Consider the following 21,295-nt stretch of genomic DNA (forward strand, 5'->3'; position numbering starts at 1 on the left):
CCCACAATACTGGTCTGCCACTATTGCTGGAATCTGGATCTGTTCTCCGGTCCAGATTCCCGGCAGAGTTGATGTCATGGACACCCTGACTCGTTACCCCGACCGCGCCCGCACCGACCGCGAAGACCTCGATCACGTGCTCGATGCCGCGTCGACCTGCACATTCGCCACTGTGCTCGACGGACAGCCGTGGTTGGTGCCGATGTTCTACGCCCGCGATGGCGACCGGATTCTGCTGCACGGCTCCACCGGAGCCGGCGCGCTGCGGCACGTCGCAGCCGGGGCACCCGTTGCCGTGAGCGTGATGCTCCTCGACGGCATCGTCGTCGCCGAGGATCTGTACCACTCGTCGGCCAACTACCGGTCGGCAGTGGTCCGCGGCACCATCGAACAACTCCGCGGGAAGGATGCGCTCGATGCGCTAAACCGACTGTCCGACACATTGATTCCCGATCGCAGCGCCGAGGTTCCCGGCCCATCCGGCAAGCAACTTGCCGCCACCTCAGCCCTGGCGCTGACGATCCTGCCCCGGCAATGGACAGTGAAGGCACGGAATGCGCCGCCCACCCGGACGGACACGCCGGGTCCGTGGGCCGGGGTGGTGCCGCTGCGCACCGTCGCCGAGCCTCCGATTCCGGCGCCATGGATATCCGACGACGCGCCACTTCCCACGTCGGTGCAGCGCCTGATCGCTGGTTTCGGATCGGCTGCCTCGCACGAACCGACCGGTGTCGGCACCCACTGACCCTTGACAGTTGCCTTGAATTCGGCGGCCACAGGAAAGAGCGTGTGCTCACGCACGACGCTGCAGTCCCGCAATCAGCCAGTTCCCGTAAAGTGGATGCTCATGCTCGCCGCACTCGACCGCCTGACCCAGCCGCAACAAACAGCACTGCGTCACCGATTCCCCCGGTTCGACGTGGTCGCCGACATGAGCTGGAATCTCGTCGAGACCACCGTTCTGCAGATTGCTACACCCGAGGGCCGGTTCGTCGTCAAGGCCGGCGGCGCAGCGGATCATCACATCGCCCGCGAGATCCGGGCTCACGAAACGTGGACGGGTCCGTGGGTCGCGACAGGTCGTGCCGCTCGGATGGTCCACTCGGACCGCAACGCCAAGCTCGTGGTGACCGAATTCCTACCGGGACAGCTCGTCCAGGGCGACGCCGCGATGTCGAACCTCGACACGTACGCGCAGGCCGGGCAACTACTTGCCGCGTTTCACGCACAGGAGAGCGTCGAGGACGACGGGTACGAGCGGCGCGCCAACGACAAATCGTTGCGCTGGCTTGCAGCGCCTCACCGCATCGAACCCGACGTCGCTGAGCGCCTGCGGGCGATGATCCGGTCCTGGCCTACTCCCACCACCACGATGGTGCCCACTCACGGAGATTGGCATACCCGCAACTGGATCATCGACGACGGGATCGTCCGGGTGATCGACTTCGGGCGGACGGATCTTCGACCTGCTATCGAAGACTTCGACAGATTGGCGGCACGGGAGTTCATCCGTATTCCAGGCGCTGAAGACGCTTTTCTGGGCGGCTACGGCACCGACCCGCGCGAGCCGAATGCCTGGTTCCGGCAACGCATTCGCGCCGCCGTCGGGAACGCCGTGTGGGCATTTCAAGTGGGCGACGAGGCTTTCGAGGCCGAGGGGCACCAGATGATCGCCCAGCTACTCGGCGGATAGTGTGGATGCGATCGAGTCACATGCCCTGTAATGATCCCTCGCAATGAGGGAACATAGGTCCTCGGCGGGCCTGCTGAATAGACGGCACAACCAGATCCACGGCCGGGACGCTGCAGGGATATCCCGATCGAGCTTCCCAGCGGTTCCCCCCGACACACACGTAGCCGAGATCGAGCAATACCCTGTCGACTCCTTGTGGACCTCGGTGATCTTGACTTCGAGATCGGCCCGACGAAAATTCCACCAAGAAGGTGTTGCATTTCTCGAGTTCGCTTACCTGCCTTAGCAATCGGAGCGTCTCAGCGTGCTCGGCCGCGTCCATAGGCTTCTCGCCCTGGGACTGGGCGGCGGCGATCCTGTGTCGCTCGAGTTCGACCCATTCACCGAGGAGGCTCTCGTTCAGGTCGAGTAGACGATGTGGAGCTCGTCGACGCCCTCGATTGTGCCTTCTCCGCTCGCCGAGAGAGTCAGAGCCGGTGCGGCGCACCGTAGGTGATGACGACATCGTTGGTCGAAGTCACGGCCTTGGCGTACGGACGGATGGTGACCGGACCGAGCGCGCCGGACACCGAGCCGTGAATACCTGCGAACCGCACCGTGGCAGTATCGCCGTCGAATGTGTGGTCTTCGACGATCGGCACCTCGGTGATCCCGCCGGGTTCGAGCTCGACCTCGAGTTCCTGCTCCGGGATGATCGACGCGTTCCAGTTGTTTCCCGTGCCGAGGTCGAACCCCACCGCGAGGTCGGGAATGAGCTCCACCCCGAGGTCGGCGCTGTTCCCGCCTCCGATACCCAGGCCCGGAGTGATGACGTGAGCAACCGCGCCGGGCAGCGCAACCGGATAACCGATCTGATACCCGACGGTCAGTTTTGTACCCCGCGCCTGCGCCGCGTCATACCCTGTGATCCGGACGGATGTGGCGCCGTCGGCGAAGAACTCGACGCTGAGCGGTGAACTGTCGAGCGGCGGATACATCTGGATCGACGTGTCGGCCTGCTGCACTTCGATCGCCCGGCCGCCCTCGAGAGGGAGGGTCCGGGAATTGTCGACGGCAGCGGTCGCGGCGGCCGGGTGGGCGAGGACACCGAGGGCCGCGGCCGCGCCGACCACGGCGAGCCGCAGGGTCGATTTCCTCCATGTGCAGGACACTCTGTTGCGCATCGCATCTCCCTGTTCCGTAGAGGTAGAACGTTGCAACGAGCGTTGCGAACAGGCTGCAGCGTATATAGGCATCCCGCTTGCCGGGGCAGAGTTGATCTCCGATCGGTCACGAATCAGAAGCGTTTTTGCGTCACACCAGTATCATGAGTCACTCGAGTAACATGATCCCGGGTCGGCCGGAGGGTGGTCGGCTGAGCAAACGCAGTGATCGTCGGGCATGAACACTCACCTCGCCTGCCGGTTGTCGCCGCGATCTCCGTGGTAGACGCACTCGGGAAGAATTAGAGTACAAAGTCCCTGCTGGCAGATGGGTGCCGAAGCGCACACTGGGAAAAGACCTCTCCCCGCCTCGGAAAGGGGCACCCATGTCTCAGAGTGTGTATGCCGATCAGGAGGACAACTCCGTCAAACAGGGCATCGCTGCGGGGACGTCGATCGGAGCGGCCATCATCATGGTCACGATCGGGACCCTGCAGTTCCTCCAGGGGCTCGCGGCGGTGGCCGAGGACGAATTGTTCATTCAAGGCCAGGAATACACCTTCAAATTCGACTTCACCACCTGGGGGTGGATCCACATCGCCCTCGGTGTGGTCATCGTGGCGGTGGGCATCGCCTTGATCACAGGCGCGACGTGGGCACGAGTGACAGCGATCGTGATCGCCGCGATCTCGATTCTGGCAAACTTCTTGTGGTTGCCGTACTACCCGTGGTGGTCGGTGCTGATCATCGCGCTCGATGTGGTGGTGATCTGGGCTGTCTCGACATGGCATCCGCGAGCCGACTACTCGCGGGCCGAGTACCGCTGACACCGTCCTGCTGCCGGACCATCGCACCACACACTTCCATCTGGGCAGGCTCCGATGAACAGCCCCAGTACACCAGTATCAGGATCACTCATCGAGACGTGCGACGTCTGCATCATCGGCGCCGGGATAGCCGGATTGAACGCTGCAGCGGTTGCGTCGCAGTATCTCTCGCCCGACGGCAAGATTGTCCTTCTCGACCGGCGGCACCGGTGCGGCGGGATGTGGGTCGACACCTATCCGTACGTTCGGTTGCATCAGCCTCACCCACTGTTCACTGCAGGAAACATCAAGTGGACCTTGGAAAAACACAGGTCATACTTGGCGGCCAAGCCCGAGGTGCTCGATCACTTCGCACATTGCCTCGACGTCATCAAGAAGCGCGTTCGGGTCGTCGAGTACCTCGGGTGGACAGTCGATTCCCACACCGAGTCGACGGAAGGCAACCGTCTTACCGCGCATTCGGACACGGGACAACGTCTTGCGATCGCCGCACAGCGCGTCATCAAGGCAAACGGCTACGGGGTCACCCCGAACGAACCGCTGTCGGTCTCGAGCGAACAGATCCACTCGGTATCGCCCGACTCCTTCGATATCCGAAGTGAGCAGATGCAAGCAAGTGAGACGCCGATCTGGATCGTGGGCGGCGGCAAAACAGCCATGGATACCGCCTACGCGGCGATCACCGAATATCCGGGCAGGGAAGTCAACATCATTGCCGGGGAAGGGACTTACTTCACCAACCGGGACAGCATGTTTCCCCGCGGTACGCGACGATGGTGGACGGGAAAATTGCCGAGCCATCTGTTCAACGACACCGCGCTTCGATTCGACGGGACCAACGAAGACGAGGTCAGGCAATGGTTTCAGGCGACCCATGGACTCGAACCCATCCGACCATCACGACGCTTCTTCAACGGGCTGCTCTCGGAACCGGAGGCTGCGACGATTTCGTCGGGACTCGCGACCGTCGATATGGAGTATTTCGACAATGCGATCGACCGACCAGACGGAGTTGAACTCCTTTATCGCAGTGGAGCAACTAGCCCGGGACTTTCACGGAAATAACGAGCCGACCGAGTGTCGAAAGCAAAGAATGGTGCCCTGAACTGCGAAGATATGGCTTGTCTAAGGTCATGTCCGCAACAGTTCGAGAGGCACCATTCCGGTGAGCAAGTCTACGTCTCCCTACCCACACGTGTCCGCATCAGCCACCGGAACCGGCCTCGTGTCGCAGGCCGGCGCGATCCTGCTGCTGCGCACCGCGGAGAAAACCGGCCTCACCACGGCATTGACGACCGAACTCGGCCCGTTCCGGAAACCGTTGGCCCGCCACGATCCCGTCAAGATCGTCCTCGACCTCGCGGTCTCCCTCACACTCGGCGGGGACTGTCTCGCCGACATCAACCAACTGCGCGCTCACCCCGAACTGTTCGGCACGGTCGCCTCCGACCCGACCGTCTCCCGCCTGATCACCGCCCTCGCCGGTGACGCCGATACCGCACTGGCCGCGATCGGTCGGGCGCGCGCCACTGCCCGCGCCCATGCCTGGACCGCTGCCGGCTCCGCGGCACCGGATCACACCATCGACGAGCAGACCCCGCTGGTCATCGACATCGACGCCACCCTCGTCACCGCCCACTCGGACAAAGAACACGCTGCCCCTAACTTCAAACGCGGCTACGGATTTCATCCACTGTGCGCATTCGTCGACCACGGCGAGCACGGCACCGGTGAACCCGTCACGATGCTGCTGCGCCCCGGCAACGCCGGCTCGAACACCGCCGCTGATCACGTCACCGTGGTGCAGGACGCCCTCGCGCAGTTGCCGTTCGACCCGACATATCGAGTCGGGACGAAAGTGCTGGTGCGCATCGACGGTGCCGGCGGCACCCACTCCTTGATCGAGTACCTGACCAAACGCAGGCTCTCGTATTCGGTCGGGTTCTCCCTGACCGACACGATGGTCAGCGCGCTCGATCTGGTCCCGGAGCAGGCCTGGACCCCGGCCTACGATTCCGACGGGCAGGTCCGCGACGGGGCCTGGGTCACCGAGATCACCGACCTGCTCGACCTGTCCACGTGGCCGAAAGGCATGCGCGTGATCGTAAGGAAGGAGCGCCCGCATCCAGGTGCGCAGTTGCGATTCACCGACCGTGACGGCCTGCGGTTGACGGCGTTCGTGACGAACACCCGCCGCGGGCAACTACCCGATCTGGAGCTGAGACACCGGCGGCGGGCTCGGTGCGAGGACCGAATCCGGGCAGCGAAAGTCACCGGGCTACAGAATCTTCCGCTGCACGGCTTCGACCAGAACCGGATCTGGCTGGCGCTCGTGCAACTCGCATGCGAGCTGACGACGTGGATGCAGATGCTCGCGTTCACCGAGGTTCCAGCGCGGCGGTGGGAGCCGAAACGGCTGCGGCTGCGGTTGCTGTCGATCGCCGGGAAGATCGCCCGGCATGCCCGCCGTGTTCGTCTGCGGCTGGCCGCGACGGCTCCTGGTGTCGATGTTCTCGTGGCCGGCTTGAACAGGCTCTCGGCGCTACCTGCGCCCGCTTGACCTGTACGTATCTTCTTCATCGAGACGAAAGGACGCTCAACTCGGGGCCGTGGACCCCGGCGTCACCCGACTGTGTCGGGTAGTCGATTGTGGCCGCACACCGGATCCGCGGTTTCCGCACCCAGTCCGAACTGCTCAGGCCGGCGCGTCACCCGCACGAAAGATCGAGGCTAGGCGCATAGCGCCCGGGAGTTGGTTGGTGAACTGTTCCGGTTATCTGCTCCGAGGTGACACCGAGTACGAGCCCTATGTGTCGGATCAGGGTAAGACGCTGTCGATCAATACGCGTTCGGCGACAATCGGATTCACCTCGTTCGCCAGCTATTTTCTGACTCATCTGTTGTTTCTCGGCACGCTCGTGGAAACACCACTGTACGAACTCGATGGTGAAGGTCTGGCTCGCAAGTCCAAGGAGGTGATGGTCTGGACGGGGCTGGCTCTGGGTCAGTACAACCTCAGTCTCATCTTCGATGCCGTCCCACTGCGGGTCTTCCTGGATTGCGGTCTCGACTTCGATCGCTGGTATCCCGCTCCGCGCAGGATGCTGGGGAGCCTTCGGTTCATGCGGACGCATCACCGGGATCGTGAACATCATCGGCAGACACTCGATACCGTTCGTGAGCGCTTCGACGTGCGTTGCGGACCGCTCGGGTCATAGATGGTCAGCGAGGGTCTCGTTGACCCTTGGGCCGCGATGGGGGTGCTCCCCCGAGGGAACGGGAGAGCCACCGACGCCATCCGTCTGCCTCGGCCGGTGAAGGAGCCGTCCCGGGTGGGTGGGTGTGTGTCAGTCAGAGCGTCCGCACGTTCCGGGCCTGCGGACCCGTCACTCCATAACCGATCTCGTACTCGACCCGCTGGTTGTCCTCCAGTGTCTTGAACCCGTTGCCCGCAATCTCCGAGTAGTGCACGAATATCTCGGCGGTGCCGTCGTCGGGGACGATGAACCCGAAGCCGCTTTCGTTGTTGAACCACTTCACGATGCCCTGCGTCATGCTGGCGTACCTCCTGTGGACGGCGCTCATAGCGCTGTGTTCTGTGATGGACAGCTGCCTCGCACTGGGGGATCGCGAAGGCGGTCGTCCACGTTCGGGCAGGTCAGGACCCGTTCCCGGCGGGCTGCAGGATCCGGGCGCCGAGCCGGAAGGAGCGGCGGTGCGGGCCACGGCGCCTTGACCGTCGCGCCCCCTGCAGCGCTACGGTCCGGGCGAGGCTGGTGGCCAGCACCGCCAGTGTGTGGGCGGCGGGGGAATTCACGCCGCGTTGTTGCGTCGTCGCGACACCCCAGCGCCGCGGGCCGGCGGGTCCGCGTGAGGTGCGGTGTCCTCGCCGGAGTACATGGCGTCGATGCGAGCCTTGATCTCCGCGGTGCTCATAGATCCGCCGGATGTCCAGCGTTGGGGGAACGGAGGTGTGGCCGATGCGTTCATACGTGAAGCTCCTGTGGTGCGGTGTGGGTGAGCCGTGTCTGTGATCGAGTCGCGTGGCTTCGGTTGAGCGACAGTAGGTGTGCCGGGTGTGTCCGTCAGATCATCAGGGCAGCGAGACCGACGCACACCACGGTGAGTACGGCGACCAGCGCGCACAGCGCAAGCGAACCGGTCAGCATCAATGCGGGTGCGGAGGCCGGCACACCGGAGCCGAGAACCAGGCCCGCGTGCGATCGGAATCGAGAGGCCGACGGCTCGGCGGGGTCCAAGACCCGACCTGGTTCGGGGTGATTCGAGGCGGCGTCCATGTATGAATGGGGCATCACAGGCCGACGGCGTGTTCGAGGGTGCCGAGTTCGTCGTCGAGGTGCTCGAGCATCGATGCCAGAGACGGCAGCGTCCTTCGACAACCGGTCAGCCCGAACGCGATCTCGTCGTCGGTGCTGGTGCACGTGATGTTCAGCGCCTGATTCTCGACCGGTATCGACAGCGGATACAGCGCGACCAGGCGCGCGCCGTTCCAGTACAGCGACTCACGGGGGCCGGGCACGTTCGAGATCATCACGTTCGGCGGGCGGATCGGGCCACCGAGTCCGACCATGCCCAGCGCGAGCGGGGCGGCGCCGAGCGCGCTCATCGCCAGGATCTGCGCCGCACTGCGAGTGCGCATCGCATCCTTTCCCTCGCGCATGCAGTCGCGCACCGTCGCGAGTCGGTCTACCGGGTCTGCGAGATGGGTGCCGAGAGTGCACATCAGGACCCCGATTTCGTTGCCCGACTTGCTATTCTGCTGCGTGTCCCGCAGTGAGACGGGAACCATCGCGATCAGCGGGTCGGCGGGCAGTGCATCCAGTTCGCTCAGGTAGGTGCGCAGCGCCCCTGCGCACATCGCGAGGACCACATCGTTGATGGTGGCGTCGGCGGACTTGGCGACCAGGCGCAGGCGTTCGATCGGCCAGGACCGGGCCGCGAACTGCCGGGCACCGCCGATCGGCACGTTGAGCAGAGACTTCGGTGCCGCGAGCGTGAGCGGACCGCCGCGGCGGCGGCGGGCCCGATCCACGGCGCCGGCGATCGCGGGCAGCATGCCGGCGACCTCGCCGATCGTGTCGCGGGCGGTGCCGACGGTGCTGCGAGCGGTGCGCAGGGCCGCTGCGGGGAGGTCGAGTGGGCCGGGGCGCTCAGCGGGTGTATCCGGAACCACTCGGAGAGTGGGGCGCTCGCGCACCAGCGGCTCCCACGGGGCGGGCATACCGGACGCGTCTGGATTTTCACTCAGTGCACTGCGCAAGAGTTTCATCGCCGCGACGCCGTCGGCGAGGGCATGATGAATCTTCATATAGACCGCGAACCGGCTGTCGCCCAGACCTTCTATCAGGTGCATCTCCCACAACGGGCGGCTGCGGTCGAGTGGGATGGCGTGCAGGCGGGCGACCAGCGCCATCAGCTCGGTGCGCCCGCCGGGCGCCGGTAGTGCGTCGTGGCAGATGTGGTGGTCGAGATCGACGTCGGTGTCGGTCTCCCAGCCCCACTGCCCGAGTGAGGTGATCGATCGGGTGGCCCGTTTGCGGAGCAGTGGGGCGACGGTGTCGCGGGCGAGCGCGGCATCGAGCATCGCGCGCAGTTCCTGTGGGCCGGAGCCGTCCGGCGGGTCGAACAGGGCGAGGCCTCCGACGTGCATCGGGTGGTCGCGGGATTCGCCGAGTAGATACATCGAGTCGGTCGGCGACATGGGAAACAGCAATGGTCAGGCCTTCCTTGAGCCCAGCCGGATCGAGCGCGGTCCGGTTCCCCCTGGGAACTGTGGGTGTGGCGTGTGTGGTGTGTCATCAATAAAGGTTGGATATGCGAAACATCACAACCTGGTATCCCCTGAATATGGTTATACAACACCGATGTGGCGAGGCGCTACCCGGGAAAATGCCGGGTTTTCGCTGGTGATAGGTAGTTTCGGTACGTTCGTACCCTTCTTCTTGGGACCATGTCCGCACAGCCGGGTTGTGCGGCTCCATTCCTGATGAGCGGCGTGTCCCGTGCGGCGTGCGCACCGCTGCAGCGAACGGAAGAGTCCAGGTTGGCCGGATCTGGCGTTTTCCCGCAGACGGGAGGTGAGGCCTTTCGGCAGAAATATTGGGGTCTTTCGACCTATACGGCGAGGTGCTATGCGGCCGGGCCGTACCGCCGCCGGCCGTGCCACCGATGGGGCCCAAAGACGTGCCTTTCAGCGCGGCTCGAGTCGGAAGACGGGGATCTGACGCTCGAGGGACGCCGTCGTGGCGCGATAGTCGCGGTACCCGGCGTACACCCGCTCAGCGAGCGCGAACAAGCGTGCATACTCGTCGGAATCGGTGATCTTCGTCGCCACAAATCGCTCTCCGCCGAGTCGGCACTCAGGGTGCGCGACCAGGTTGTAGTACCACTGCGGGTGCTTCGCGCCTCCGTAATTGGACGCAACCAAGATCGGGGTGCTCCCATCGTGGAAGTAGGTCAACTGCACCTCGCGTCGCAGGCCCGACCTGGCGCCCGTGGTCTCGAGCGGCGCTGAGGGGATTGTCCAAGCCCGTGAGGGCAGACGTCCGCCAGTTGTGCGGTACACCCACGGATCGATGCGGGAGGCGATCTTGCGGGCGTAGAACTGGCCGGCGCGGGAACGCGCGAAGCGTTCCGTGGCCTTGTAGGCGCGACCATGCCTTCTGTCCGGATCGACGTAGCGCAGCGGCATACAGCGGTCATACCCCCGATCACTTTGGATAAACACACTTCTGACCGGGTGATGTGTGTGGGAACGCCGATCGGGTGGCGCGGTCAGGACGCCAGGATCCGCGCCTTCTCGGCCTCGAACTCGACTTCGGTGAGCACGCCTTGCGCCTTCAGTTCGGCGAGGTCCTTCAATGCGGCAATTCGGTCCGACCCTGCAGGTGCCGGTGCCGGTGCAGGCGCAGGCGCAGGTGGCGACTCCTGCGCCGACCAGCGTCGACCCTGCCGGCGGGACACACGATTGGACACGGAGGTGGCGGTTCCGGCCACCACGGCGGTGCGGGCGATTCCGCGAAGCAGTCCCGGCATGGCGCTCTCCTCGTGTACTCGACTGATATTTCGACTCGAATATTCAGTGTTCACTTCAGTTTTCGGGCTCGAGAGCGTCGAGGGACGACAGGATGCTCTGCACCGGGATCCGGCCCGACGCGACGAGCTGGGCGCCGTTGCGGCGCAGTGCCCGCGCAAACGGGGCAGCCCAGGTGTTCTCGTAGACCAGGACCGCTGCCGAGCACCCGGGCTCGAGCGCGGCCCCGGCTTCCTCGAAGTCCGTGTCGTCGAGCAAACCCGAAGCGGCCTCCGCGAACAGTGTCACGTCGATCTCGCCCTCGAACCCTACTTCGGCGATGTCGATCCCGGCTACAGAGCCGTCGGAACCTTTACGGACGAAAGCCAAGTCCAGCACGCGGACGATGCCGCGCTCGACGAGGTCGCGTAGCAGCGGTAGAGCCGACCCGTCGGGAGGACGATCGGCAGCAAACTCGATGACGAGATAGTCGACCGGGCCCATCTCGTTGATGTCGGAATCGGTCACCAGCAGCCTCGTTTCAGCGACGGAACCAGCCTTCGGCGGGACGGGGAGCGGACCACGCCGGCCAGGCCGGGTCGACGCACCTCGGACGAGGGACGGCGAACACCCCCGCGGCACCGGTTCAACGATAGCCCCGCGCGGCAACCCGCACCGGCGTTTCCACTGGTGTCATCGCGACCATGCGGCATCGCGACACCGACACCACCGACGCATGCCTATCCGTTATCGCTTCGAAACCGGAAAAGACCCGAAGTCCCTGTTGGAAAGGGGATCCTCGGCGCACACTGACGATACCCAATGCCGCCTCGGAAGGGACCGTCATGTCTCAGCGTCCGCGCGTCGACCGGGGAGGCACGTCCGTCGAACAGGGCATTGCGGCGGTGGCCGAGGACGGAGTGTTCGTCCAGGGTCAGGAGTACACCTTCAAGTTCGACTTCACCTCGTGGGGTGGGTCCACATCGTCTTGGGTGAGGTGATGATCTGGGTGATCTCGACCTGGAATCCCCGAACCGACCACTCCTGACTTCGGCGACACCACCGGATCCTATCCTCACCGGTCGAGCGAGAGTTCCCCGTAAGCGATACGAAGCGGTTGCAGGAAGGGACGACCCCACGATGACGGATTCCGGACAGCCCGATAAGAAGACCCCCACCGGACCGCTGGGCACCGACGAGCGCGTAGAACTCGAACAGTTGCGCGCCGAGGTCGCCACCCTGCGGGAACGGACCGCGACCGGGGCGGCGGCATCCCCTGAGCCTCCAGCCCGGCCGCCGCGGCACGGATGGAGATGGGCCGCGGTAGCGCTGCTGGCCTTCCTCGTCGCCGCCCTGGCGATCAGCTCGGTGACTGCACGCTTCGTGCGCAGCGAGATCCTCGACACCGACCGATACGTCACCACCGTCGCGCCCCTGGCCTCCGACCCGGCGGTGCAAACGCAGATCGCAGACACCATCACCGACGAAATCTTCACCCGCGTTGACATCGAAGGACTGACCACCGACGCACTCACCGCGTTGACCGACGCCGTCCCGGCCACCGCGGACGCCCCCCGCGTCGACCGCGCGATCGAGGGCCTGGCACCGGTCATCACCGGACAAGCCCGAGGTTTCGTCAACCAGACCGTGTTGTCACTCGTTCAGAGCGACCAGTTCGAGGATCTCTGGAACCAGGCCAACCGCGCCGCGCACACCGCGCTGGTGTCGGTGATGACCGGCAACGCCGGACCCTCGTCGGTCACGGTCGAAGACTCCGGCACCGTCAGCATCTCCCTCGGCACAGTGCTCGACAACGTCAAGGCCCGGCTCCTCGACCGCGGATTCACCTTCGCCGAAAAGATCCCGAGCGTCGACAAGCAGTTCGTACTCTTCCAGTCTCCGGATCTGGTCCGGGCGCAACGCGCGGTGAACACCCTCGACAACGCCTCGGATGTTCTGCCGTGGCTCACGATCGCAGCCGCGGTCGCCGCGGTCGCCGCCGCCCCATCCGGCCGGCGCCGGCGCGCTCTTTGCGTCGTGGGTCTCGCGCTTGCAGTGGGAATGCTGGTGCTCGCGATTGCGCTCCTCATCGCCCGCGCAATCTATCTCGACCAGGTTCCCGCCGAAGTGCTGTCCCCGGACGCAGCCACCGCGATCATCGACACGGTGCTGATACCGATACGCACAGCGCTGCGCGCAGTGGCCGTGCTCGGGCTGGTCGTCGCACTCGGTGCGTACCTGACCGGGGATTCGTCCTCGGCCGCAGCGGTGCGCCACGGATTCGGCCGCGGCCTCGATTCCGTGCAACGAGCACGCCACCCCCGCCCCCCGAACTCATTCGAGCTGTGGGCCTTCCACGCCCGCATCGCGCTCCGGTCCGCAATTGTCGGGATCGCCGCGCTGCTGCTGATGTTCTGGCGTTATCCGACCGGTCTGGTGGTGGTGTGGATCGTGCTCTGCGCACTGCTGGCCCTGCTGGCCCTGGAAATCGTGATTCGGCCCGCCCGCACCCGATCGGAGTTGCGCCCCACCCCGGAGCAGCAGACCCCGGACGGGAACGCGACGGAGAATCCGTCGGTGGACAGTTCGGAGGGAAAGGCCGCGCCGTGACCAACAGCGCTGCGCCCGTTCCGACCACGGCGGGAGATGACGAAGATCGGCCGGTTGAGACGGCGGCCCACCGGAAGTTGCTGTACGCCACCCTTCCGGGATGCTGGGGCGCACTGTTGTTCGCGTGCCTGTCGTTCACACCGTCGCTACTACCGCGCGGGGGTCTGCTCCAGGGCATGATCTGTGGCATCACCGCCGCGATCGGTTACGGGTTGGGGGTGTTCGCGGCATTCGTGTGGCGCGCATTCGCCGACCGAGGTCCTCGACGTCCGCGGCGCGTCTCCTGGTACGTCTTCCTCATCACCGGGGCGGTCCTGTTCGCCGGCGCTTTCAGCGCCGGGCAGTACTGGCAACATGAGATCCGCGCGTTGATGGGCGTCAGCGAGTACACCATCGCGCTCGTGGTGCTCTCACCTGTCGTGGCTGCGGTGATGTTCTGTCTCCTCCTGGCTGTCGGGCGCGGTGTCCGAGGTTTGTACCACTGGCTTGCCGCTCAGCTCGAGAGGTGGATCGGACACCGCGCGGCGACCGTGGTGGGGTGGGTCGCGGTCGTCGGGCTTGTCTATACGGTCGTGTCGGGTGTGCTGCTCGGTGGCCTCGTCGGTATCGCCAATAAGGCATTTTCGGTGCGCGACACCATGACCCCGGAGGGCATACAGCAGCCCGTGACCAGCCTGCGTTCGGGCGGGCCGGAATCGGTGGTGCCGTGGGACTCGTTGGGGTGGCAGGGACGCAGCTTCATCGGATCCGGCCCCTCCACGGAAGACATCACCCGGTTCGCCGCCCGCCCGGCCCTCGAGCCGATCCGAACCTACGCCGGCCTGGCGTCGTTCGACGATTCCGAATCCCGGGCGGCTGCGGCGGTCGAAGACCTCCGCCGCGCGGGTGGTTTCCAACGGGAAAATCTCCTGGTGGTCACCACCACAGGGAGCGGATGGGTGGACCCGGCGCTGGTGGATTCGTTCGAGTACCTCACCGGTGGTGACGCGGCAACCGTCGCGATCCAGTACTCGTACCTGCCGTCGTGGATCTCCTACCTGGTCGATCAATCCAAAGCCCGACAAGCGGGCCGCGACCTGTTCGACGCGGTCTACGACGTGTGGTCGAAGTTGCCCCAGGGCAACCGCCCCCGGCTGTTCGTCGCCGGTGAAAGCCTCGGCGCGTTCGGCGGCGAGACCGCATTCAGCGGCGAACACGATCTTCGCAACCGCACCGCCGGAACACTGTTCGCCGGTCCCCCGAACTTCAACACCTTGTTCCGGGAATTCAGCGATCGGCGAGACCCGGACAGCTTGGAGATCGAACCGGTCTACAAGAACGGGCGCACAGTGCGGTTCACCAACGATCCTCAGGACAGGATCCCTCCCACAGACCGGCCCTGGGACGGCACTCGGGTCCTGTACCTGATGCATCCTTCCGACCCGATCGTCTGGTGGAGCCCGAACTTGATCTTCGACCAACCGGACTGGATCGGTCAGCCACCCGGACGCGATGTGCTCGAGGACATGGTGTGGATGCCGTTCGTGACGTTCTGGCAGATCACCGCGGACCTGCCGTTCTCCACCGGTGTTCCGGCCGGCCACGGCCACAAATACACCACCGAGTACGTCGACGGCTGGAACGTGGTCATGCAACCCGCAGGGGTCACTTCCGAGCAACTCACCGCCCTCCGGGCGATCATCGAAGCAGGGGGGTAGCTGCCTCGTCCTCCTTGCCTGAGGTAGTCGAAGCAGGTGAGGTCCTGCGGTTTCTTGACGACGGCCGCGAATCAGTTCCCATCCGACTCGTCGCCGGTGCCCGCGGGGCTGGGGTCCGGTATGCGCCTCATGCGGAACGAGTTGACCACCCCGATGAGACCGGCAAGAAGGGGAATGAGCAGTGCCACCTGGAGGGCGAGAGGTCTTGCGTCGGTGTTGATGCGGATGATCTCGTCCTGAATCTCCGGGGGTTGATCGACCAGCAATTGTTCGAGCTGGGTATTGCTCATGACTTCGGCGTCGTCTTCCAGTACTTGCGCCACCTGTTGCTGCTCGGCCGGCGGAAGCACGGTGCTCGACTCCGCCATCGAACTGAAGGTGAAGGACAGCGTTGCCAGCATGATGGCGCCGGCGAACGCCAGCCCGAACGAGAGCCCGAACGATCCCGCCGCAGAATTGACGCCGGCGGCTTCGCTGATGCGTTCCTCCTCGATCGGGGCGAGTGTGTAGTTGTTGAGTTGAGACACGAGTAGCCCCAACCCCGATCCGGCAATCATCAAGGGGAGCACGAGGCCCCAGCCGAACTCGGCCCGCGGCACGATCGGGATCAGCGCCGCGATTCCGATCGTCAGGAGCACGAATCCCCACCGGATGATGCTGCTCGGGCGCCGATCGCCCACCTTGCTGCCCGCGAGTAGCGCCACCGCGAACATACTGAGCGAGAGCGGTGCGAGGGACAGGCCCGCCTGCATCGCGTTGTACTCGAGCACCATCTGCAGGTAGATCGGCAGCGCGATCATCGTGCCACCAAGGGCGATCTGCTGGAGCATCTGCCCCGATATGCCCAGTCGGAAGATAGTGGAGCGGAACAGCTCCGGGTCCAGCAGTGTCGGCTTCCCCAGACGTTTGCGTCGCACGAGCCAGTAGGCCAGCCCGGCCATTGCAATCGCACCGAGCGCCAGGAGCGCACCAACGGATTCGCCGCCCTCCTGCCACACCAGGATTCCCAGCACGATCCCGCCCATCCCCAGGACGGAGAGCGCCGCTCCCCTCAGGTCGATCACCCGGAGTCCGGTGTACGGCACATCCCGGACAAGTTTGATGCCGGACAGCACGATCCCGATGATGACGACCTCGAGTACGAACCCGACGCGCCACGAGAGGTAGGTGGTGATGAAACCGCCGAGCAGCGGACCGACGGCAGCGGCGATCGCGGCCGCCGCCCCGACCAGGGCGTAGACCTTCTTCTGAGCGGCACCTTCGAAGTTACCGTGGATGAGGGACTGCATGGCGGGCAACAGGAGCGACGCGCCGATGCCACCGAGTAGGGCCCAGAAGATGATAACGGCGGTCAGGTTTTGTGCGAGTGCCATCGCCGAGGCACCGACTGCGTAACCGAGCAGGCCCAGCACATACGCCCGCTTACGTCCGATGAGATCACCGACCTTGCCGCCGATCAGGATGAACGCGGCAGAAACCAACGCCTCGAGCGCGATCGCTCCTTGGACACCGCTGACCGTCGTGTCGAGGTCGCGAACCACCGACGAAATCGACACATTCATCAGCGACGTGTCGACGACGAGCACGAACATCGCCATCGCCAGCAGGAGCGCGAGCAGGCGTGAAGGGCCCGCTGCCTTCTCGGAGGACTCTCTGGTCGTCGGTCCGTCGGTCATCGGTCATCCATCGTCCCGGTCGACATGACGTTCATCAGGATGCGCGTTTCAGCTCGGGGGGGTGTCGGCCTGCAGATCGCTCGCGGATGCCTGCGGACAAGACGTCGGTCGGCAACCTGCCAAGATGTCACAGGCACCTCCTGGGCGCACACCGTCCAAGTCCAGGGCCTCGAGCCCGGGACGGGAATGGTTGAGGCGGAGAGGTTCCGAGCGTGACGTACCTCCCGCAACAACAAGTGTCTCATGGGTGGGGGCGCTGGATCCAGTGCCGAAAGCCCTGTTGCATACTCGCGGAAGAAGACCGCCAAGTTATCGGTGCACAGCACCGCTGGGTCGCTACCCGGCGGGCGGAAGCACAGGGGGTGTGGCCATCGGCGAGACCGATTCGGTGATGTACCGACGGGCCGCTTTCTCGACGAGGAGCGGTACGAAGTCACGTATTTTCCCGTTCACGAAACGTTTGTGAACAGTCCGTACGGTGTTTTCGATGTCCGCGGGTGGGATCGCGGGGTATCGGATGATCATGCGGGCGATGACTTCTTCGATCTGCAGCATTTCGTCGTCATCTCCGCGCATGCATCCATCGTCTGGCACAGAATCGAGACAGGTCAACACACAAAACGGCAACGATTAAAGGGGCGATCGCCTACCGATATCGGCTTTGCGCGAACTCATTTCGGTACATTGGCCGGAATTGCCGGATTTCGCCGACACTGGGCACTCACGCATCCACGAGGGCGCGTAACTTCTCGATCTGCGCGACACGTCCCGCTGCGTCGGGAGCGAGAGCTCTGACGTTCAGCGTCGTCGCACCCGACTCCTTGAACGCCGCGACCCGCTCACGGACATAGCCTTCGGGGCCGATCAGCGAGATGGCCCGCACCAGCTCGTCGGGCACTGCCGCAGCGGCCTCGTCCTTCTTACCGTCCAGGTACAGGTCCTGAATGGACTTGGCCTCCGCCTCGTATCCGTACCGGCACGCGAGGTCGTTGTAGAAGTTTCTGCCTCGTGCGCCCATTCCGCCGATATACAGCGCCAGGTGCGGTTTGACGGCATCGAGGAGGTGATCGACGTCGTCTCCGATCGCGAGCGCCGGACCGGCGTAGACCTCGAGATCGCCGAGCGACGAATCGCGACGTGCTGCGCCCTTCGCCAACGACTCGCCCCACACATCCTGTGCCCGTTCGGGATGGTAGAAGATCGGTTGCCAGCCCTCAGCGATCTCCGCCGTCAACGCGACGTTCTTCGGTCCCAGTGCGGCGACGACGATCGGGATACGCTCGCGCACCGGATGATTGATGAGCTTCAGCGGCTTACCGAGGCCGGTGCCCTTCTCCGGAGGGAGCGGGATCTGGTAGTACTTGCCGTCGTGGCGCACCGGTTCGCGTCGCCACACCTGCCTGCAGATATCGACGAGTTCGCGGGTACGACCCAACGGGGCGTCGTACGGCACACCGTGGAAGCCTTCGATCACCTGCGGGCCCGACGCACCGATCCCGAGCACGAACCGGCCGTCCGACACGTAGTCGAGGCCTGCCGCGGTCATCGCCATCAGCGACGGCGTGCGGGTGTAGATCTGGAAGATTCCGGACGCCAACTGCACCCGCGAGGTCTTCGCCGCGAGGTATCCGAGTTGGCTGACGGCATCGAACGAGTACGCCTCCGCCATGAAGATGATGTCGAGTCCGGCGCGTTCGAGATCGGCGACCTCCGCGACGGTCTCGGCGAACCCACCGCTGTAGGTGATCATCGTTCCGATGCGCATCGGCACTACTCCCATCGAGCTACCCGGCATCGATTACAGACCCGAGCTTCGCGAACCTGAGGACTTGGGCAGTTCAACACTCCGCGGCGTACGGCGCAAAGACACATCACCGATGCGATGCATCAGCAATGCCTATGCCTATGCCGAACCATGCACTCATCGGCAACCGTGAGTGGGCGATTCCGTTCCACACACACGGTAGAACAATCGTTCGAGTTGACTGAAGCCCCCGCACGTGGGAATATCCCTCCACTGACCTTGAAATAGGTCGACCCCGGCAGGTGCGCCAACACCGAACCGGGGTCTGGGCACAAGACAGAATGGACTGTCATGCACCGTACGGTGGATTCTATCCGCACGCCCCACAGTGGCGTGCATCAGCAACGAGCCGCGAGCGCACTCTCCCGCGCCGGCCATCACCTCACCTGGCCACCAGGTTCTTCACCGACGTCCTGACTTCTCGCCTCTCGATCCTGCTCCGGCAGCCGGTCGAGGGGCTCGAGGTGTTTGCCGCCTGCACCGGTGTACACAAGGGCCGTTTCGGTAACCACGGCACACCGACAGGCAACGTCGCTTGCCTCCCACAGTCCGACGTCAGCGCATCGACGCTGCGAACCGGGGTGCCATTCCCGAGGTTCGAAACCGACTGGGCGCCAGTATCCTTCGTCTCCACAGCTGGCGGTGGAGCACCCGATCGCGCGGGTCGACACAACCGACCGGGTCCAGTACAAGCCACACGTCACCTCCGACGTGGGGCCAAAAGTATTGGCCGAGATGGTCTATCGGGGTATGGCGACCGGGCAGCATTGGGGAAGGGGCCGAAGGCAAGCTCAGGGACCCGCAGGGTCTCCGTATGGTCGAGGTCAGCCGCCCGCAGGGCGTCCGTTTCCCCATGGTGGATACCTGCGTCCTCCACCCTCGATCACCTGACCACCCACCAATGGGACGCCTTCGTGCCTCGATCGGGACGGCAGCATGGGCGTTTTCAGGTGGGTGACGAGGCGTTCGAGGCCGGAGGGCACCGGATGATCGCCGAGCTACTCACAACATCTCCACTGTCATAGCGATGTATGTGTCGACGTCGAAGTCGTCGAGCAGGGCCTGTTGCACGATGAAGCCCTGGACCACCCCGAGAACCACCGGCGCGTACCGGGCCGCCCAGGCGTACGGGTCGGTCACCCCAGAAGGAAGAATGCCCGGGTCGGCTTCCGCGCACGCCGCGAGTGCGTCGGTGACCGCACCGAGAAGCCGGGCGATGACGAAGTCTGCGATTTCGCGGATCTCGGGGTCGCTGGCGGCTTCGGCCCACACTTGCAGGATCGCTCTGCCGTAGTTGCCTCCCGCGAGACTGTGCAAGGACTCGGTGAGAACCCTCATGATTCCCCCGGCGACCTCCCCCGGACTCTGCGCTCCCGCGAGTGCACCGCCGGTCGCCAGCGCGGTCATTCGATCACTGAGCACGTGGTCCGCAACCGCGACGAGCAATTGTTGCTTGCCGTCGAAGTAACTGTAGATGGCACCGGCCGATAGCCCGGATTCAGCGATGATGTCGGCCATCGATGTGCGCTGGAAGCCCGCCCGGATAAAGCATCGGAGAGCCGCGTCGATGATCTCTGCCCGTCGCGCGACGCGGTGCGCCTCACTCACCCTCGGCACCACATTCCTCCTGTTCACAGCCCCACCGTTGACAAGCAACTCTAACGGACCTCACTATAAAGAACGAATATTCGTTTTAGGAGAGATTATGAGTCCCACACCAGCGGCGACCACTACACCGCCTCTTGCACGCGCCGTCGCCCTCGCGGCCGGCGCAGTCGTCGTCGTCAGCGTCGTCCTCCTCGCCTTCGCCTGGCCGGCCGCCACGTCCGAACCCCGCGATCTGCCCGTTGGAGTCGTGGGCCCCGACGCCTCGGTCGCGCAAACCACCGACATGCTCGAAGCACAGTCGGGCGACGCACTGCTCCTTATCCGGGAGGACGACCGCGACGCAGCAGTTGCGGCCATCGCACGACGCGAGACCTACGGCGCAATCATCCTCGGCGCCAGCCCCACCGACATGCCCGAGATCCTCGTCGCCACTGCAGCGAATACCCAAGTCGCGCAGATGCTTCAGGGCATCGCGACAGGTATGCAACAACAGATCGACACACAACTGCGAACGACTGCCGAAGCGGCGATCACGCAGCGTCTCGCGGATCCGGCCGCGGCGAACACGCCGTTCACGATCCCGCACGCCGAGGTCGCCGTGACCGATGTCGTGCCGTTCTCCGATTCTGATGCGCGCGGAGCAAAGCTGAGCGTTGCCTCGTTCCCACTCGTCCTCGGCGGAATGGCCGGCGCCGTCCTCATTTCGTTCGGCGTTCCCCGCGCATCGCACCGCATTGCGGCGCTCGTGGCGTACGCGGTGGTGGGCGGACTGCTGCTCGGCGCCATCCTGCAGGGACTGTTCGGCGCACTGCAGGGCAGCTACTGGACGAATGCGGCTGCTATCGGGTTGGCGCTCGTGGCGATCACCGCGCCCATCGTCGGGCTGCGCAGCCTGATCGGCGCCCCCGGCCTCGGAATCGGTGCCGCATTGATGATGCTCGTGGCCAACCCCATCTCGGCTGCCACCATGCCCGTCGAATTCCTGCTCGCACCATGGGGCGTCCTCGGCCAATGGTTCCCGCCGGGCGCGGGTGCCACACTACTGAAGGAACTCTCGTACTTCCCCGATGCGAACACCGCCTTCCCTTGGGCTGTGTTGGCAGGGTGGACCGTCGTCGGCGTGCTGCTCACCGCAGTTGCGGTTGTACGTGAACGCGACACCACCCCTGCAGACCCGGAACTCGCAGCGGTGGGCTGAGCGACCA

At 64.7% G+C, this 21,295-nt stretch carries 22 protein-coding genes; 10 read left to right on the top strand and 12 right to left on the bottom strand.

Annotated features, from left to right (window positions below):
• The first annotated feature begins 76 nt into the window (after positions 1-76).
• Together ACFWB0_RS01575 and ACFWB0_RS01580 are read left to right on the top strand one after the other, a co-directional pair.
• Entirely contained in the window at positions 77-745 is a 669-nt protein-coding gene (locus ACFWB0_RS01575; protein WP_378488639.1) for a pyridoxamine 5'-phosphate oxidase family protein, read from the top strand.
• A 42-nt stretch (positions 746-787) separates the two neighbouring features.
• A complete protein-coding gene (locus ACFWB0_RS01580; protein ID WP_378488640.1) occupies positions 788-1,693 on the top strand; it encodes a phosphotransferase in 906 nt (301 codons plus the stop codon).
• Between the two features lie 467 nt (positions 1,694-2,160).
• On the opposite strand, the gene ACFWB0_RS01585 is transcribed toward ACFWB0_RS01580, so the two are convergent.
• Positions 2,161-2,856, bottom strand: a complete 696-nt coding sequence (locus tag ACFWB0_RS01585; protein WP_378488641.1) for an MspA family porin — start codon at positions 2,854-2,856, stop codon at positions 2,161-2,163.
• Between the two features lie 365 nt (positions 2,857-3,221).
• On the opposite strand from ACFWB0_RS01585, the gene ACFWB0_RS01590 reads away from it, so the two are divergent.
• The 4 genes from ACFWB0_RS01590 to ACFWB0_RS01605 all read left to right on the top strand — a co-directional run bounded on the left by ACFWB0_RS01590 (position 3,222) and on the right by ACFWB0_RS01605 (position 6,880).
• Positions 3,222-3,662, top strand: a complete 441-nt coding sequence (locus ACFWB0_RS01590) for a hypothetical protein (RefSeq protein ID WP_378488642.1) — start codon at positions 3,222-3,224, stop codon at positions 3,660-3,662.
• A gap of 54 nt (positions 3,663-3,716) precedes the next feature.
• Positions 3,717-4,727 carry an FAD-dependent oxidoreductase gene (locus tag ACFWB0_RS01595; RefSeq protein ID WP_378488643.1) on the top strand — a complete coding sequence of 337 codons (1,011 nt, stop codon included), beginning with the start codon at positions 3,717-3,719 and terminating at the stop codon, positions 4,725-4,727.
• Between the two features lie 100 nt (positions 4,728-4,827).
• Positions 4,828-6,222: an IS1380 family transposase gene (locus ACFWB0_RS01600; protein ID WP_378488644.1), complete on the top strand. Its 1,395-nt coding sequence runs from the start codon at positions 4,828-4,830 to the stop codon at positions 6,220-6,222.
• Positions 6,223-6,421: 199 nt separating this feature from the next.
• The gene (locus ACFWB0_RS01605) at positions 6,422-6,880 is read left to right on the top strand and encodes a hypothetical protein (protein ID WP_378488645.1); all 459 of its coding nucleotides are present in this window, start codon (positions 6,422-6,424) and stop codon (positions 6,878-6,880) included.
• Between the two features lie 133 nt (positions 6,881-7,013).
• Here ACFWB0_RS01605 and ACFWB0_RS01610 read toward each other — a convergent pair whose 3' ends face one another.
• From ACFWB0_RS01610 to ACFWB0_RS01640, 7 genes are all read right to left on the bottom strand, one after another.
• Entirely contained in the window at positions 7,014-7,217 is a 204-nt protein-coding gene (locus ACFWB0_RS01610) for a cold-shock protein (RefSeq protein WP_378488646.1), read from the bottom strand.
• Between the two features lie 258 nt (positions 7,218-7,475).
• Complete coding sequence (locus ACFWB0_RS01615; RefSeq protein WP_378488647.1) at positions 7,476-7,652, bottom strand: hypothetical protein; 177 nt, start codon at positions 7,650-7,652, stop codon at positions 7,476-7,478.
• Between the two features lie 95 nt (positions 7,653-7,747).
• Positions 7,748-7,921: a hypothetical protein gene (locus tag ACFWB0_RS01620; RefSeq protein ID WP_378488648.1), complete on the bottom strand. Its 174-nt coding sequence runs from the start codon at positions 7,919-7,921 to the stop codon at positions 7,748-7,750.
• A 53-nt stretch (positions 7,922-7,974) separates the two neighbouring features.
• A complete protein-coding gene (locus ACFWB0_RS01625; protein WP_378488649.1) occupies positions 7,975-9,396 on the bottom strand; it encodes a wax ester/triacylglycerol synthase family O-acyltransferase in 1,422 nt (473 codons plus the stop codon).
• A 477-nt stretch (positions 9,397-9,873) separates the two neighbouring features.
• Positions 9,874-10,374 (bottom strand): nitroreductase/quinone reductase family protein, encoded by a 501-nt coding sequence (locus ACFWB0_RS01630; protein WP_378488650.1) that lies wholly within the window; start codon positions 10,372-10,374, stop codon positions 9,874-9,876.
• An 83-nt stretch (positions 10,375-10,457) separates the two neighbouring features.
• On the bottom strand, positions 10,458-10,718 hold the full coding sequence (locus ACFWB0_RS01635; protein ID WP_378488651.1) for an SHOCT domain-containing protein: 261 nt from the start codon (positions 10,716-10,718) through the stop codon (positions 10,458-10,460).
• Between the two features lie 55 nt (positions 10,719-10,773).
• Positions 10,774-11,223, bottom strand: coding sequence for a DUF6325 family protein (locus ACFWB0_RS01640; protein ID WP_378488652.1), 450 nt, complete (start codon positions 11,221-11,223; stop codon positions 10,774-10,776).
• Positions 11,224-11,540: 317 nt separating this feature from the next.
• Between ACFWB0_RS01640 and ACFWB0_RS01645 the strand changes: the two genes are divergently transcribed.
• The 3 genes from ACFWB0_RS01645 to ACFWB0_RS01655 all read left to right on the top strand — a co-directional run bounded on the left by ACFWB0_RS01645 (position 11,541) and on the right by ACFWB0_RS01655 (position 15,002).
• Entirely contained in the window at positions 11,541-11,696 is a 156-nt protein-coding gene (locus tag ACFWB0_RS01645) for a hypothetical protein (RefSeq protein WP_378488698.1), read from the top strand.
• Between the two features lie 139 nt (positions 11,697-11,835).
• Positions 11,836-13,305, top strand: coding sequence for a hypothetical protein (locus tag ACFWB0_RS01650; protein ID WP_378488653.1), 1,470 nt, complete (start codon positions 11,836-11,838; stop codon positions 13,303-13,305).
• A complete protein-coding gene (locus ACFWB0_RS01655; RefSeq protein WP_378488654.1) occupies positions 13,302-15,002 on the top strand; it encodes an alpha/beta hydrolase in 1,701 nt (566 codons plus the stop codon). The genes ACFWB0_RS01650 and ACFWB0_RS01655 overlap by 4 nt, the downstream gene beginning before the upstream one ends.
• Positions 15,003-15,073: 71 nt before the next feature.
• On the opposite strand, the gene ACFWB0_RS01660 is transcribed toward ACFWB0_RS01655, so the two are convergent.
• The 4 genes from ACFWB0_RS01660 to ACFWB0_RS01675 all read right to left on the bottom strand — a co-directional run bounded on the left by ACFWB0_RS01660 (position 15,074) and on the right by ACFWB0_RS01675 (position 20,090).
• A complete protein-coding gene (locus tag ACFWB0_RS01660; RefSeq protein ID WP_378488655.1) occupies positions 15,074-16,678 on the bottom strand; it encodes an MFS transporter in 1,605 nt (534 codons plus the stop codon).
• A 336-nt stretch (positions 16,679-17,014) separates the two neighbouring features.
• Complete coding sequence (locus tag ACFWB0_RS01665) at positions 17,015-17,254, bottom strand: three-helix bundle dimerization domain-containing protein (protein ID WP_378488656.1); 240 nt, start codon at positions 17,252-17,254, stop codon at positions 17,015-17,017.
• A gap of 145 nt (positions 17,255-17,399) precedes the next feature.
• Positions 17,400-18,443 carry an LLM class F420-dependent oxidoreductase gene (locus tag ACFWB0_RS01670; protein WP_378488657.1) on the bottom strand — a complete coding sequence of 348 codons (1,044 nt, stop codon included), beginning with the start codon at positions 18,441-18,443 and terminating at the stop codon, positions 17,400-17,402.
• 1,041 nt (positions 18,444-19,484) lie between these two features.
• Complete coding sequence (locus tag ACFWB0_RS01675; RefSeq protein ID WP_378488658.1) at positions 19,485-20,090, bottom strand: TetR/AcrR family transcriptional regulator; 606 nt, start codon at positions 20,088-20,090, stop codon at positions 19,485-19,487.
• A gap of 97 nt (positions 20,091-20,187) precedes the next feature.
• Here ACFWB0_RS01675 and ACFWB0_RS01680 point away from each other — a divergent pair, with 97 nt between their 5' ends.
• Positions 20,188-21,288 carry an ABC transporter permease gene (locus ACFWB0_RS01680; protein WP_378488659.1) on the top strand — a complete coding sequence of 367 codons (1,101 nt, stop codon included), beginning with the start codon at positions 20,188-20,190 and terminating at the stop codon, positions 21,286-21,288.
• Positions 21,289-21,295: the final 7 nt, after the last annotated feature.

Source organism: Rhodococcus sp. NPDC060086, from assembly GCF_042730275.1.
In the GTDB taxonomy this organism is placed as follows: Bacteria; Actinomycetota; Actinomycetes; order Mycobacteriales; family Mycobacteriaceae; genus Rhodococcus.

Coding starts and splice junctions, on each gene's coding strand:
- ACFWB0_RS01575 (WP_378488639.1), top strand. CDS start 77: ATGGACACCCTGACTCGTTACCCCGACCGCGCCCGCACCGACCGCGAA.
- ACFWB0_RS01585 (WP_378488641.1), bottom strand. CDS start 2,856: ATGCGCAACAGAGTGTCCTGCACATGGAGGAAATCGACCCTGCGGCTC.
- ACFWB0_RS01590 (WP_378488642.1), top strand. CDS start 3,222: ATGTCTCAGAGTGTGTATGCCGATCAGGAGGACAACTCCGTCAAACAG.
- ACFWB0_RS01595 (WP_378488643.1), top strand. CDS start 3,717: ATGAACAGCCCCAGTACACCAGTATCAGGATCACTCATCGAGACGTGC.
- ACFWB0_RS01610 (WP_378488646.1), bottom strand. CDS start 7,217: ATGACGCAGGGCATCGTGAAGTGGTTCAACAACGAAAGCGGCTTCGGG.
- ACFWB0_RS01615 (WP_378488647.1), bottom strand. CDS start 7,652: ATGAACGCATCGGCCACACCTCCGTTCCCCCAACGCTGGACATCCGGC.
- ACFWB0_RS01630 (WP_378488650.1), bottom strand. CDS start 10,374: ATGCCGCTGCGCTACGTCGATCCGGACAGAAGGCATGGTCGCGCCTAC.
- ACFWB0_RS01635 (WP_378488651.1), bottom strand. CDS start 10,718: ATGCCGGGACTGCTTCGCGGAATCGCCCGCACCGCCGTGGTGGCCGGA.
- ACFWB0_RS01645 (WP_378488698.1), top strand. CDS start 11,541: ATGTCTCAGCGTCCGCGCGTCGACCGGGGAGGCACGTCCGTCGAACAG.
- ACFWB0_RS01650 (WP_378488653.1), top strand. CDS start 11,836: ATGACGGATTCCGGACAGCCCGATAAGAAGACCCCCACCGGACCGCTG.
- ACFWB0_RS01660 (WP_378488655.1), bottom strand. CDS start 16,678: ATGACCGACGGACCGACGACCAGAGAGTCCTCCGAGAAGGCAGCGGGC.
- ACFWB0_RS01665 (WP_378488656.1), bottom strand. CDS start 17,254: ATGCGCGGAGATGACGACGAAATGCTGCAGATCGAAGAAGTCATCGCC.
- ACFWB0_RS01670 (WP_378488657.1), bottom strand. CDS start 18,443: ATGCGCATCGGAACGATGATCACCTACAGCGGTGGGTTCGCCGAGACC.
- ACFWB0_RS01680 (WP_378488659.1), top strand. CDS start 20,188: ATGAGTCCCACACCAGCGGCGACCACTACACCGCCTCTTGCACGCGCC.